The sequence below is a fragment of the Rhodococcus zopfii NBRC 100606 = JCM 9919 genome (genome assembly GCF_001895025.1).
Classification (GTDB): Bacteria; Actinomycetota; Actinomycetes; order Mycobacteriales; family Mycobacteriaceae; genus Rhodococcus; species Rhodococcus zopfii.
Map to the genome: position 1 here is coordinate 33,677 of NZ_BCXI01000040.1, position 13,413 is coordinate 47,089.

General features: G+C 69.4%; 11 protein-coding genes. 9 read left to right on the plus strand and 2 right to left on the minus strand.

Annotation, left to right across the window (positions count from 1 at the left end):
* Positions 1 to 10 precede the first annotated feature (10 nt).
* From benC to RZ1_RS22795, 5 genes are all read left to right on the plus strand, one after another.
* On the plus strand, positions 11 to 1,621 hold the full coding sequence (gene benC / locus RZ1_RS22775; RefSeq protein WP_072814797.1) for a benzoate 1,2-dioxygenase electron transfer component BenC: 1,611 nt from the start codon (positions 11 to 13) through the stop codon (positions 1,619 to 1,621).
* Entirely contained in the window at positions 1,618 to 2,412 is a 795-nt protein-coding gene (locus RZ1_RS22780; RefSeq protein WP_072814798.1) for a 1,6-dihydroxycyclohexa-2,4-diene-1-carboxylate dehydrogenase, read from the plus strand. Before benC ends, RZ1_RS22780 begins: the two co-directional genes overlap by 4 nt.
* 105 nt (positions 2,413 to 2,517) lie before the next feature.
* Positions 2,518 to 3,849 (plus strand): MFS transporter, encoded by a 1,332-nt coding sequence (locus RZ1_RS22785; protein WP_072814799.1) that lies wholly within the window; start codon positions 2,518 to 2,520, stop codon positions 3,847 to 3,849.
* A gap of 11 nt (positions 3,850 to 3,860) precedes the next feature.
* Positions 3,861 to 6,545 carry a helix-turn-helix transcriptional regulator gene (locus RZ1_RS22790; protein WP_072814800.1) on the plus strand — a complete coding sequence of 895 codons (2,685 nt, stop codon included), beginning with the start codon at positions 3,861 to 3,863 and terminating at the stop codon, positions 6,543 to 6,545.
* Between the two features lie 8 nt (positions 6,546 to 6,553).
* Positions 6,554 to 7,819 carry a benzoate/H(+) symporter BenE family transporter gene (locus tag RZ1_RS22795; protein ID WP_072814801.1) on the plus strand — a complete coding sequence of 422 codons (1,266 nt, stop codon included), beginning with the start codon at positions 6,554 to 6,556 and terminating at the stop codon, positions 7,817 to 7,819.
* 47 nt (positions 7,820 to 7,866) lie between these two features.
* On the opposite strand, the gene RZ1_RS22800 is transcribed toward RZ1_RS22795, so the two are convergent.
* Positions 7,867 to 8,607: a DUF429 domain-containing protein gene (locus RZ1_RS22800; protein WP_072814838.1), complete on the minus strand. Its 741-nt coding sequence runs from the start codon at positions 8,605 to 8,607 to the stop codon at positions 7,867 to 7,869.
* 117 nt (positions 8,608 to 8,724) lie between these two features.
* Between RZ1_RS22800 and RZ1_RS30655 the strand changes: the two genes are divergently transcribed.
* From RZ1_RS30655 to RZ1_RS22820, 4 genes are all read left to right on the plus strand, one after another.
* Positions 8,725 to 8,883 carry a hypothetical protein gene (locus RZ1_RS30655; protein WP_169918065.1) on the plus strand — a complete coding sequence of 53 codons (159 nt, stop codon included), beginning with the start codon at positions 8,725 to 8,727 and terminating at the stop codon, positions 8,881 to 8,883.
* 44 nt (positions 8,884 to 8,927) lie between these two features.
* Positions 8,928 to 10,487 carry a hypothetical protein gene (locus RZ1_RS22810; RefSeq protein WP_072814803.1) on the plus strand — a complete coding sequence of 520 codons (1,560 nt, stop codon included), beginning with the start codon at positions 8,928 to 8,930 and terminating at the stop codon, positions 10,485 to 10,487.
* 177 nt (positions 10,488 to 10,664) lie between these two features.
* A complete protein-coding gene (gene gvpJ, locus RZ1_RS22815) occupies positions 10,665 to 11,039 on the plus strand; it encodes a gas vesicle protein GvpJ (protein WP_072814839.1) in 375 nt (124 codons plus the stop codon).
* 64 nt (positions 11,040 to 11,103) lie between these two features.
* Complete coding sequence (locus RZ1_RS22820; RefSeq protein ID WP_072814804.1) at positions 11,104 to 11,748, plus strand: dihydrofolate reductase family protein; 645 nt, start codon at positions 11,104 to 11,106, stop codon at positions 11,746 to 11,748.
* Between the two features lie 401 nt (positions 11,749 to 12,149).
* Here RZ1_RS22820 and rsgA read toward each other — a convergent pair whose 3' ends face one another.
* The gene (rsgA, locus tag RZ1_RS22825) at positions 12,150 to 13,202 is read right to left on the minus strand and encodes a ribosome small subunit-dependent GTPase A (protein ID WP_072814805.1); all 1,053 of its coding nucleotides are present in this window, start codon (positions 13,200 to 13,202) and stop codon (positions 12,150 to 12,152) included.
* Positions 13,203 to 13,413 lie beyond the last annotated feature (211 nt).

Below are 13,413 nucleotides of genomic sequence, written 5' to 3' on the forward strand. Positions count from 1 at the left end.
GGCGCATGTCATGAGTTTTCAGGTGGCATTGAGCTTCGAGGACGGGGTGACCCGCTTCATCAAGTGCGGACCGAGCGAAACGGTCGCGGATGCGTCGTACAAGGCGCGCATCAACATCCCGCTCGACTGCCGGGACGGCGCGTGCGGTACCTGCAAGGCGCTGTGCGAATCCGGTAGCTACGACGGCGGCGACTACATCGAGGAGGCGCTGACCGACGACGAGGCCGAACAGGGCTACTGCCTGCCGTGCCAGATGACCCCCGAGACCGATCTGGTGCTCCAGATCGCGACCACCTCCGATGTCGCCAAGACCGCCGCCACGACATACTCGGCGACGATCACCGACATCCGCCGGTTCTCCGACAGCACGGTCGGTTTCACCGTCGAGATCCCGAACCGCGACGACCTGGTGTTCCTGCCGGGCCAATACGTGAACATCCGGGTGCCCGGATCCGACCAGAGCCGCTCGTACTCGTTCAGCACCGGCCCGAACGACGCGCACCTGTCGTTCCTGGTCAAGATCACCGAAGGCGGCCTCATGTCGGAATACCTGCGCGATCGCGCGCAGGTCGGCGACACCCTCGAATTCACCGGCCCGCTCGGCAGCTTCTTCCTGCGCGAACGCAAGCGCCCCGCGCTGCTGCTCGCCGGCGGCACCGGCCTGGCCCCGATTCTCGCGATCCTCGCGATCCTCGCGACGATGCAGGACCAGGACTGCGACCTGCCCGTGCACCTGATCTACGGTGCCACCTTCGACCGCGACATCGTCGAACTCGACACCCTCGAGGCGTACACGAAGTCCCTGCCGAACTTCACGTTCGAGTACTGCGTCTCGGATCCGGATTCGACCGCGCCACACAAGGGCTATGTCACCTCGCTGTTCGAGCCGAAGAACCTCAACGACGGTGACGTCGACGTGTACCTGTGCGGCCCGCCCCCGATGGTGGAGGCGGTGCGCACCCACTTCGCGAACGAGGGCCTCACCCCCGCCAACTTCTACTTCGAGAAGTTCAACAACTCCGCGGCCGGTTCCGAACAGGTCATCGAGCCCACCGACGCCGAACGCGCGGCAGCCGAGAAGGCCTCCGCGGAAACGGGTCTGCCGGTCTCTCTCGGTGCCGCGATCCCCGCCGTGGACAACTACGAGATCGGCGAAGAGCATCCGCCCGTCATCGAGTCCGACGCCCAGTTCGACGCCCGCATGGCACTCGAACTCGGCGCGCTCGAGCTGACGATCGGCCGGCTCACCGAAGCCCAGCTCGTCGAGTTCCGCTTCCTGGCCGAAACGTCGACCGCGTCGATCGAACGGGACCGCTTCACGGACGCCGCGGCGTTCACCGACACCAACGCGGCGTTCCACGAGTTCCTGTTCCGCTGCTGCGGCAACCCGGTCCTCCTCGAGGCGTACAACCGGCTCGAGGTCACGCAGCTGATGCAGCGCGTACTGCGGACCGCACAGTGGGTGGACGAGCAGGTTCCGCACGACCATCTGAAGATCGTGGAGGCGTTCGAGCGCGGCAACCGGGCTGCGGCACGAGATCTCATCGTCTCTCATGCCCAGCACGCGAAGGCGACCATGCGGCACGCCATCGAGGACCGCGCGAAGGCGGACATCGCATGAGCCCCAGCATCTTTCCAGGCCGTTTCGACGGCCGCGCGGTCGTCGTGACCGGCGCCGCGCAGGGCATCGGATGCGCGGTCGCGACCCGGATCGCGGCTGAGGGCGGCGACGTCGTCCTGATCGACCGCGCCGAGCTCGTCCACGACGTCGCGAAGGAACTGCGGGAGAACGGTGCCCGCGCGCATTCCGTCACCGCCGACCTCGAGACGTTCGACGGGGCGCAGGCCGCACTCGACGAGGCGCGACAGCAGTACGGTCGCATCGACGTGCTGGTCAACAATGTCGGTGGCGCCATCTGGGCCAAGCCGTACGAGCACTACACGCCCGAGCAGATCCAGGCCGAGGTGCAGCGCTCACTGTTCCCGACGCTGTGGACGTGCCGCGCGGTCCTGCCGCACTTGATCGCCCGGAATTCGGGCACGATCGTCAACGTCTCGTCGGTCGCGACCCGCGGCGTCAACCGGGTCCCCTACGCGGCCGCGAAGGGCGGCGTCAACGCGATCACCGCGGCGTTGGCACTGGAGGTCGCGCAATACGGGATCCGGGTGGTCGCGACCGCCCCGGGCGGCACCGACGCCCCGGTCCGCCGGGTCGCGCGCGGACCGGCCGCGCAGACCGACCAGGAGAAGACCTGGTATCAGCAGATCGTCGACCAGACCGTCGGCTCGTCGCTGCTCAAACGGTACGGCACCCTCGACGAACAGGCCGCCGCGATCACATTCCTGGCATCCGAGGAAGCCTCGTACATCACCGGGACGGTTCTGCCCGTCGCCGGCGGCGATCTGGGCTAGCCCACCGCCCCGGGCCTCGCCGACAGGGCCGCATCCGGCCCCGACGGTGAGGCCCATTTTTCTCCTCCGATCGTTCTGTGATTCCCCTCACCAACTGGAGTGACTATGACCCAGCCCACCGAATGGGCCAGTGCGCAGCACCGCCGTTCCGTCCTCTGGATCGTCGCCCTCGCGACGCTCGCGATCGTCTTCGACGGATACGACCTGGTCGTCTACGGCACCATCCTGCCCACATTGATGGCCGATCCCGGCCAGCTCGGGCACATCTCGGCGGAACAGGGCGGTGCGCTCGGTTCGTACGCGCTGGTCGGCGTCATGGTCGGCGCGCTGGCCACCGGTGCGTTCGGTGACCGCGTCGGTCGCCGGAAGATGATGCTCCTGCACATCGTCTGGTTCTCCGTCGGCATGGCCGCCGCGGCACTGTCGACGAACCTCGCGATGTTCGGCGCACTGCGGTTCTTCACGGGCATCGGTGTCGGAGGGCTCGTCGCCACCGCCGGTGCCGTCGTCGCCGAGTTCGCACCGGCAGGCAAGCGCAATCTCTACAACGCGATCGTCTACAGCGGTGTCCCCGCCGGCGGGGTCCTCGCATCGCTGCTGGCAATCGTGCTGCGCGACGCGATCGGCTGGCGCGGCCTGTTCCTGATCGGCGCGCTGCCCCTGGTGATCCTGCTGCCCCTCGCCGTGGTGAAACTCCCCGAGTCGCCGCAGTGGCTGATCTCGCGCGGTCGTACCGACGACGCCACCACGGTCTGCTCCGAGTTCGGCATCCCGATGCCCGCACCGTCGGCACCGACCGTCGACAAGGCCGGGTTCGCCGCCCTGGCCACTCACCGTTATGCCTGGGGTACAACACTTCTCGGCCTCATGAGCTTCGCCGGACTGCTGCTCACCTACGGGTTGAACACGTGGCTTCCGAAGATCATGGCGGATGCCGGGTACAACGCGAAGGGCTCGCTGGCGTTCCTGCTCGTCCTCAACGGCGGCGCGATCATCGGTGGCCTGCTCGCCTCCCGGGTCGCGGACGGGCGCGGACCCCAGCCCGTCGTCGTCACCACCTTCGGTCTCGCGGCCCTCGCATTGGTGCTGCTCACCTTCGGGTTCCCGCTGCCGGTGCTCCTCGCGGCGGTCGCGATCGCCGGTGTCGGCACGATCGGCACCCAGGTCCTCGTCTACGGATTCGTCTCCAACTACTACGAGACCCGGGCCCGGGCTGCAGGGGTCGCGTGGTGCGCCGGGTTCGGTCGCCTCGGCGGGATCTTCGGACCCATCATCGGTGGCCTGCTCATCGGTGCCGGTCTGAGCAACAACGTGAACTTCTACATCTTCGCCGGGATCGCGCTGGCCGGTGCAGTCGTCACGTTCTTCGTGCCGCCCCGGCCGGCCGCCCCGAACGCCGAACCGGAGCCCGCGGTCGCGGCTACGGTGGAGGCGTGACGGGACCTTCCATGCTGGTCGGACGTACCCGCGAGCTCGCAGAGCTCGAGCGGATCCTCGACGAGGCGCGAACCGGCACCCCCGGTCTCGCCCTCGTCGGGGGTCCACCCGGCATCGGAAAGACCATTCTGGTGCGAACTTTCGTCGAATCACTGTCCGGCTGGACGGTTCTCGGCGCAACCTGCGCGGAGTGGGAGTCGCACCGCCCGTGGTCCGTCGCCGAGCAACTGTTGCACGCGCCGGTGACGGCGACGGATCCGGTCGACGTCGCGCACGAGATACTCGCGCACCTGACCGGCCCCACGGTGATCGTCGTCGACGACGCGCATCGGTCCGATCCCGAATCGCTGCAAGCACTGTCGTCGCTGGCGCGCCGCGCGCACGGTCGCCCGTTGCTCATGCTGTGGCTGATCCCCGATGTCCTGCCCGAGACCGTCACCGACGAGATCGCCCGGATCCTCGACATGCACCGCACCGTCACGGTGCACGTCGGCCCGCTCACGCCCGCGGACATCGCGCAACTGGCCCTCACACGTGCCGGCATCGACCTGTCGGCGTGGACAGCGCGGCGTCTGCACGAACACACCCTCGGCAGTCCGCACCCGACCCTACAGGTCATCGACGAGGTCCCGCGGTCGCAGTGGCATCGCTGGCAGGACCGGTTCCCCGCACCGAAACAGCACGCCGCGATGGTGCGCCGCAGGCTCGCCGGGCTCTCCGCTCCGGCTCGCACGCTCGTGGAATCCGCGGCGATCCTCGGCACCGACTGCTCCCTCGCGCACGCCGCGTCCCTCGCCGGTCTGGACGACCCGACGGCCGCTCTCGACGACGCCCACTCCGCCGGGTTGCTCACGATGCGAGAGCAGCGCGGCGTCGTCACGCTGTCGTTTCCGGAGCCCATGACCGGTGCCGCCGTCGCCGACGGACTCGGCCCGGCGCGATGGCAGGAACTGCACGCCCGGGCCGCGGAGGTCGTCGACAACGAGGGAGCATCCCTGTTCCACCTGGTTTCCGCGACCCCCCGGGCCGACGCCGACCTCGCCGACCACCTCGATCGGCACGCGCAGGCACGCGCGTCCGACGGAGCGTGGTCCGACGCGGCCGAAGCCCTCATCATCTCCAGCCGGATCACCCCGGACCGGGAGCTGCGCACCGAGCGCCTGATCCGCGGCGTCGACGCGCTCACCGGCGCCGCCGACCTCCCGCAGGCGCAGACGTTCCTGCCCGAGATCGAAAGCGCCCCCGACGGTCCGATGCGCGACGCGGTGCTCGGCTACCTGGCGGTCCAGCGCGGGCGCGCCGCCGAGGCACATCAACTGCTCACCCGCGCGTGGACATCGCTCGGCGACCCGGCCGCGGACCCTCAGCTCGCCGCGCGGATCTGCCAGCGCATGGTGCTGCACTCGCTGGCCCGGCTGCGCGGCGACGAACTCGTCGAGTGGGCCGACCGCGCCGCCGATCTGGTGCCGCGGGACACTCCGGCCGCCGTCGAATCCGCGGCCGTTCGCGGCCTCGGTCTCGCGATGACCGGACATGTCGACGAGGCGGTTTCCTCGTACGCGACACTGTCCGATCACGTGCGGCTCGGCGCCCAGAGCCAGCGTGTCCGCATGGCGGAAGGCTGGCTGGCCCTGGCGCTCGACGACCCCGACCGGGCGCGGTCGGAACTCGAAGCCGCCGAACCCACCGTGTTCCGCGGAGGTTCGCTGCGAATCTCGTTGTGGGCGCAGGCATGGCTGGCCCGGACCCAGTTCGCGCTCGGCGAGTGGGACGATGCGATCCGCACGGTCGACCGCGCCACAGCGCAACTCGACCGCACCGGACTGGATCTTCTTCGGCCCCTGGTTCATTGGACCGGCGCGCAGATCCACGCGTTGCGCGGGGACCGCACCAGAGCGCGCGAACATCTGCTGCGGGGCCGCGCCGGCACCAACGACTACGCGATGATGCTGGCACCGTCGGCGATCTCGGCGGCGCAGTGCGCCGAGGTCGCCGCGGAGTACGACGATGTGCTGCGGCATCTCGAACCACTCGTCGCCGTGCAGCACCGGGAGGGGCTCGACGAACCGGGTTTCTGGCCCTGGCCGGACCTGTACGCCAATGCGCTCGTCATGACCGGGCAGGTGGACGATGCCGACGCGTTCCTGCGACCGTTCGAGGAGCGCGCCGCCGCACGCGGGCACCGATCCGCGCGGGCACGGCTCGGGTTCGTGCGTGGCCGGATCCAGGGTTCGCGCGGCGACATCGACGGGGCCCGCGATACTTTCGAATCGGCACTCGCAGATCTGGCGCCGCTGCCGTTGCCCTACGACCGGGCCCGGGTGGCGTACGCATACGGGCAGACGATGCGCCGGGCGGGACGGCGACGCGAAGCCGATGCGGTGATGCGTTCGGCCCGGGAACTGTATTCGACGCTCGGCGCGACCAGCTACGTGCAGCGCTGCGATCGTGAACTCAAGGCCGGCGGCCTGAAGGCCGGCGAGGGAACCGCGGAGCGAACGGCCGATGCCGTCGCCCTCACCCCGCAGGAGCAGTCGGTCGCGGCGCTCGTCGCTGCCGGCCACACCAACAAGGAAGTGGCCGGCGAGTTGTTCCTGTCGGTCAAGACCGTGCAGTACCACCTGACCCGCGTGTACGCGAAGTTCGGCATCCGGTCCCGGAGCGAACTCGCAGCCCGATTCCGAGAACAGGAGTAGTTGTATCGATGACCGCAGTCGACGAGGACACCCGGCCCGATACCGGTAGCCTCCTGTTCGAACGCCCCGCGCGACCACGCACGACGCTGCGCCGGTTCGGCCGTGATCTCGGACCCGGCTATGCGGCCAACGGCCTTGTCGGGTTGATCTTCTCGTGCACCGGCCCGGTCGCGGTGATCCTCGCCGCCGGCGCCGCCGGCGGGTTGAGTGCGTCGCAGTTCGCGTCGTGGATATTCGGCGTGTTTGTGCTCAACGGGATTCTCACGATCGCGATGAGCCTCGCGTACCGTCAGCCGCTCGGGTTCTTCTGGACCATTCCCGGCACGGTGGTCGTCGGCGAATCGCTCTCGCACCTGAGCTGGCCCGAGGTGATCGGCGCCTACGTCGTCACGTCCGCACTGATTCTGCTGCTGGGGCTTTCGGGCCTGGTCCGGCGCGCGATGTCGGCCCTGCCCATGCCGATCGTGATGGCGATGGTCGCCGGGGTGTTCCTGAAGTTCGGGGTGGACCTCGTGCGGGCTCTCGACGCCGATGTCGCGATCGCGGTGCCGATGGTCCTGGTGTTCCTGGCGCTCAGCGCGGTTCCGGCCCTCGGCCGCTGGATGCCGCCGATCCTGGGGGCGCTGCTCGCAGGCGTCGTCGCGGTCGGGGTGTCGGGCCGGTTCGACCCCGCGGGCGACGATGCCGGGGTCTTCGCGTCCCCCGTGTTCACCGCGCCGGTGTTCACGTGGACGGCCATTCTCGAACTCGTTGTTCCGCTGGCCATCACGGTGCTCGTCGTACAGAACGGTCAGGGTGTGGCGGTGTTGCGGGGCGCCGGGCACCACCCGCCGATCAACGTCGCGACGGTCGCGTGCGGGGTGTGGTCGTTCGCGGCGGCGGCCGTCGGCGCCGTCTCCACGTGCCTGACCGGTCCGACAAACGCGTTGCTGGTGTCCTCCGGGGACCACAGCCGCCAGTACACCGCCACGGTGACGTGCGGGGCGCTGGCGATCGTATTCGGTTCGTTCGCACCGCTGTTCGTGCGGTGGATGACCGCGGCACCCGTCGCGTTCGTCGCCACACTGGGCGGGCTGGCGATGCTGCGGGCGCTGCAGGGCGCGTTCGCCGCCGGGTTCGGTCGCACCCACACGATGGGCGCACTGGTCGCGTTCGTGGTCACCGCATCGAATGTCGCGTTCTGGAACATCGGCGCCGCGTTCTGGGGGCTGGTCGCGGGCGTCGCCATGTCGTGGCTGCTCGAGCGCGGCGACTGGACCGAGCGACGACTGTGAGAGGCCCTGTCAGACCCTCGGACCGACGGGACACTGCCCAGCGGCAGTCATAGCAGCTCACCGATTACGCACAGCGGCAAATGGATCCAGCCCTCCCGGGCCGCTACAGCCCGCTGCGCCGCATCGGGCCGGGTAGTTCTTCCGAGCGCTGCAGCTCGGGCGACAAGGCCGGCGACAACCGCATCGAACGCGTCGTCGGAGGCGACACAGAGATCCCGGAAGCCGCCGAGCCTCAGTTCTGGAAGGGCTCGTTCCAGTGCAGCCACCGATGCGGCCCGCGCCTCACAGTTCTTCGCGCTCTTGTAGCCCTTGAAGGGCAGGTTCCAGCCCCGCAGCGCAGCGGCGGGATACACCTCGACCACGGCCCCGTCCACCCGGTCGACATCCACCCCGACGGCCTCGAGTTCTGCGAGCAGGCCCGCACACCGGAGCGCCACATGCGCGATGAGATCCGCGGACACACTCAGCGGGACGATTCCCGTTTCGGCATGCACGACGCGGTCCGTCGACCGCCGGACCAACGGGAGGCGTCCCGAGCGGCTGCTCAGGACGCGTTCGCGCGAGTGTTCCAGGCGGTGGTGCGCGGCGACGAAGTCCACGAACCCATCGGGCCAGCCGAACGGTGCGTCGATGCCGCTCCGGTCCGCCGCGGCCACCGCGTTCACGACGTCCCGGTCGGTGGCGCCGAGCCGTAACTCCAGAACGGTCGCGGTGCCGTGTTCCCAGGCGAGGGTGGCGACCGCCGTCTTCGCCGGCTCCGCCGCGAGGTCGACTCCTACCGTCTGCACCCACGTCACGGTATCCGCTGCGCACCCCGAAGTGTCCCCCTCGGCGCCGGCACGTGGCTTACGTTCCGCATTCGTGTCACGGTGGAGGCGGAGATTCCTTCCAGGAGGTGCAACACCATGGAGCACACCCAGCCCAGCGGCGCCGCGCAGGAATGCCCGGACTGCCACGCACTCGCCGCAGACCTCGAAGCGCACAAGCAATGGCACTCCAGGGTCGTCCACGACCTCGCCGTCGCCGTCGAGAAGGAAGTGGACAGACGGACGAAGACACCCTGACCGGAGCCGGTCCGCGATCCGGTCGCGCCGGAGGGGGACGGTGGATGCGCTGGTGGCCTCTTGCGGCCGCTGCGGCGCTCGTCGTGCTGCTCGCCGCAACGAACGCGATCCCCACCTGGCCGGGGCTGATCCACCTGGTGGCACTGCCGCCGCTGGATCAGTTCACCGACCTGCGGCTCCTGCTGTCGCGGGCGTCGTCGTGGCCAGTGTTCCTGACGTTGCTCGCCGGCGTGACCGCAGCCCGGGTGGTGTTCATGGCATGGCTTTTGGGCGGCCTCGACACCCGCCGCCTGCGCTTCGCGGCCCTGTTCTACACGATCGCGTCGGGACCGGTACTGCTGGCGGCGATGGCCGACGCCTCCGCGTACGCGGTCCTGTACTCCCGGCTGTTCTGGCCCGCCGTCGCCCTGATCGGGGTGCTGGTACTCACCCTCGGCCCGGTGCCGTGGCAGGGCGGATCCAAGTTGTCCGAGGCCGTCGCGCTGACCTGGCGACGGGGGCTGCGGCTGGAGGTGATGCTGCCGTACTGCGCGGTGATCCTGGCGCTGGGTGCCGTGGCCGACAGACTCCCGGTCCTTACCGTGCCGCTCGTGCCGGTCTCGGCCGTCGCGACCGGCCTGACGATCCGGGCGATGGACCGACCGTCGCTGCGCCGGCCGGGGGCGGCCTTGGCCGCGCTCACCGCGGTGCTCACCGCCGCGTCGGTCGCGTTCGTCGCGACCCCCGGGTATACCGAGCCGGAACCCGGCCCACCACAACCGGGTTCGCTGCTGATCCTGTCCGGAATCAACTCGGCGTCGGGCCGGGGCCGTATCTACGCGACAGACGTGCACCGCCTCGGTTATCGCTGCGAGCAGGTGTACTACTTCTCGTATGCCGGGCCGGGCGACGGGCAGCCGCAGGGAGATGCGACCTGCCCGATTCGCACCGGAACCCCCTACGGGCCGGACGACACCCAGCGGCCGTTCCACGAGCAGGTCGATCTGTTCGCCGAGCAGGCGACCGCACTGCCTCGACCACTCGTGGTCGCCGCGCACTCGCACGCCGTCTGGGTGGTGTGGGAAGCCGTCGCCACCGGGCGGGTCGACGTCGACACGCTGCTGCTGGTCGGCGCGTTTCCGAGCACCCCGACCGGCTACCCCCCACCGCACGTGGACGAGCCCGGCCGCGTCCTGGGCGACCTGCTGCGGGTCGCCGCACCGGCCGCCGACCTGGTCCGCTTCCACTTCGACCCGGACTCCCCCGCCGCGCGGGAACTGCTCGGCACGAAGGGAGCTGCGGAATCCATTCTTGCTCAGCCACTTCCACAAAGCGTGCGCGCTCTGAGCCTGCCCGCGGCCACCGACCTGCCCTTGATCGCGGACGGCCGGCGGCTCGATGTCGAACGAAACGGGTGCCCGGCGCGCGTCGCCCACCCGAACCTGCCCACATCGGCAGCATTCGAGGACGCGACGATCCGCTTCCTGAACGGCCGCCCTCCCCCACCGTGCCCGCCGTGGCGGGACTGGGGCGCCGTGGCCGTACGGCCGTTCGGAGTGCCCTCGGGACAGGCACGGCGACAACGCCGAGGATCGCCGACGCGAGGGACCGCCGAAGGAGCATGATGGAGGCGTGACACCTGCGTCGCCCGAAAAATGCGATTCGGTTCCCTCGGCCGGCTCCCTGGCAAATGACGTTGCGCCGCAACATTACGGCTGAGCGCCCCCGTGAGCGCCACACGATGAGGAGCAACGGTCATGACATCGATTCAACCCGCCGGCGGCGAGAACGGCGGCGCGACGATGGCCCGCCCGAACTCGTCGGGCCTCGCGGACGTCATCGACACCATTCTCGACAAGGGCCTCGTCATCGACGCGTTCGTGCGGGTCTCTCTCGTCGGCATCGAACTCGTTACCATCGACGCCCGCATCGTCGTCGCCAGTGTCGACACATACCTGCGCTTCGCCGAGGCCGTCAATCGGCTCGAGATCTCCCAGACCGAACCGAAGGGCCTGCCCGACATCGTCGGTGATGTCGGCGGCAAGGCCGTCGAGAGCGCAGCCAAGCACAAGACCAACAGTGCCCTGGACTCGGCGGCCGAGAAGATCCTCAGGTTCCTCGACGACGTCTCCGAACAGCGCCGGAGCACCCCGCGCCCCAGGCGCAGGCAGCAGTGACACCCGGTCAGGACGACGACCGCGGAATCGGAGACCGAGAAAACCGACCAACCGGGAGCAGGGAATGGGCCTCATCCACATCGAACTGTTCGCAACCGTCGACCTCGTCGGGCAGGCGCCCGGCGGCCCCGACGAGGACCCGGTGGGGTTCCGGTTCGGCGGCTGGCAAGCACCTCTGCTGGACGAGGTCACCGGAGCGCAGGTCGGTGCCGCATACGAGGGCACGGACGCTCTCCTGCTCGGCCGGCGGACGTACGACATCTTTGCCGCCTATTGGCCGTACCAGGAGGGTGGTGAGGACAACGACATTGCCACGCTCTTCAACAGCGTCCCGAAGTACGTGGCCTCCCGCGGCAGGCCCGACCTCTCGTGGTCCGGGACGACGCAGCTCGGCCCGGACCTGGCAGACGCGGTGCGCGAGATCCGTGACCGGCACGAGCACGTCAAGGTCGTCGGGAGCCTGAATCTGGTGCAGACCCTGCTGCGCGAGAAACTCTTCGATCGGCTCGACCTCTGGGTGCACCCGATCGTGCTCGGCGTCGGTAAGAAGGTGTTCGACGGGGGCGCGGTGCCCACGAACGTCACCCTCCTCGAACCGCCCGTGGCCGGCCCGAAGGGTGTCGTGTTCCTGCGCTATGGGCTCGCCGGCGGCACGCCGGGGACGGGAGACATGAGCGCACCCGATCGCGGTGTCGGACGGAGCGACTGAAGCGGCGTCCGCCAGACGGGCCTGCCTGTCCGGCCGTTTCGGCTACCCGGTGAGGTGCATGGGCGTGACATGCCGGTGCGGCAGAGGATCTCCACGACAGCACCGGGATCGATCGATCCAGTAGCGCCGCGCTCGACGTGGTGGGCGACTCGAGGTAGTCGCCGAAACACACGAACGCCGATCGCGGCTTGCCTGGGCAGCAAGCGAATAGTCGCGCCGACCCGATCACCGCCGTCACAGCCGCTACGGGTACTGCTCCGCATGGGCGATCTGACCAGGATCGTTCCCCGGGTGCCTCTTTCGAGACTCGCACCCTGATGACACTGCTCCGGTTGTGCCCGAGGACCCTCCCCCCGGACCGTGAAGCAGGCGATCCCCAGGACCGGAGCAGGCGCAGCCTCTCAGCGGTCGCGGTAGTACGCCCGGATCGCTCGGCTCATCACCTTGGCCTCCCGGGTACGCTCGTGCCGCAACCGAGCATCCGAGCGGGCCGCAACCCAGGCGTTCTCGCGCCGCAGCTTGCGATGACTCTCCACCCGCCGCGCGTCGAGGTCGCCGTCCTCGACGGCGGCGCGGACCGCACATCCCGGCTCGCTCTCGTGCGCGCAGTCGGTGAATCGGCAGTGTTGCGCGAGCTCGTCGACCTCGGGGAAGGCCGCGGCGATACCGGCACCCGCCTCCCACATCCCGACGCCGCGCAGCCCCGGTGTGTCGATGAGGGTCAGTCCGTCACCCAGAGGAAACATCTCCCGCTCGGTGGTGGTGTGACGGCCTTTGCCGTCGCGCTGTCGCACCGGTGCCGTCGCCTGGATCTCGCGCCCGCACAATGCGTTGACCAGAGTCGATTTCCCGGCGCCGGATGCGCCGACGAACACGACGGTGCCGTGGATCCGGTCGCGCAACTCGCTCAGGCCGGATCCGTTCGGCGCGCACACCTCCACTACCGAAGCCCCGGGTGCGACCGCGGAGATCCCGCTGAACACCGGTTCGGTCGCGAGGTCGGCTTTCGTCAGCGCTACGACCGGCTGCGCACCGCTGTCCCAGGCCAGTGCCAGCAGGCGTTCCACGCGTCCCGGGTCGAGCGCGGTATCCGCTGCCACCGTCACCACGACGGTATCGACATTGGCGGCGAGGACCTGTTCCTCCGAACGTCCCGATGCGTCGGCACGACGGATCACCCCGACCCGCGGCAGCACCGCGCAGACCGCACCGATCGTGTCGCCCTCGGTGGCGGGTTCGCGCACGATCACCCAGTCGCCGGTGCACACGTGGTGGCCGGACGGCCGCACTCGGAGCGGTCCCGCCGACGTGACGGCCTCGCCGCAGCCCCGGGTGACACGCACGATCCGCCCGGGTGATCCGTGAATATCACTGCCCGCGAATCGCTCTGCGATCTGCGGGGTCCAGCCGTACGCGGCCAGCGATTCGATTCCGGGTGGGACATCGACGTTCACGGTGGTGCTCCTGAATTCGCGGTGACGCGCGGGTTCCTGTCCCGCTTCGACCGGTTCCGATGGTGAACCCGCCGACCTCGCACCGCAATCGAATTTCTCCGGATGTGCGCAAGGATCGAGGGTTGTTCGGTTCCCGACCGCCCGAAATGTCCCCGCCGCATCCAGCGACCTGACACGCTGAGGATCCGTAGGGCTCGTTGGCAGACCAGGT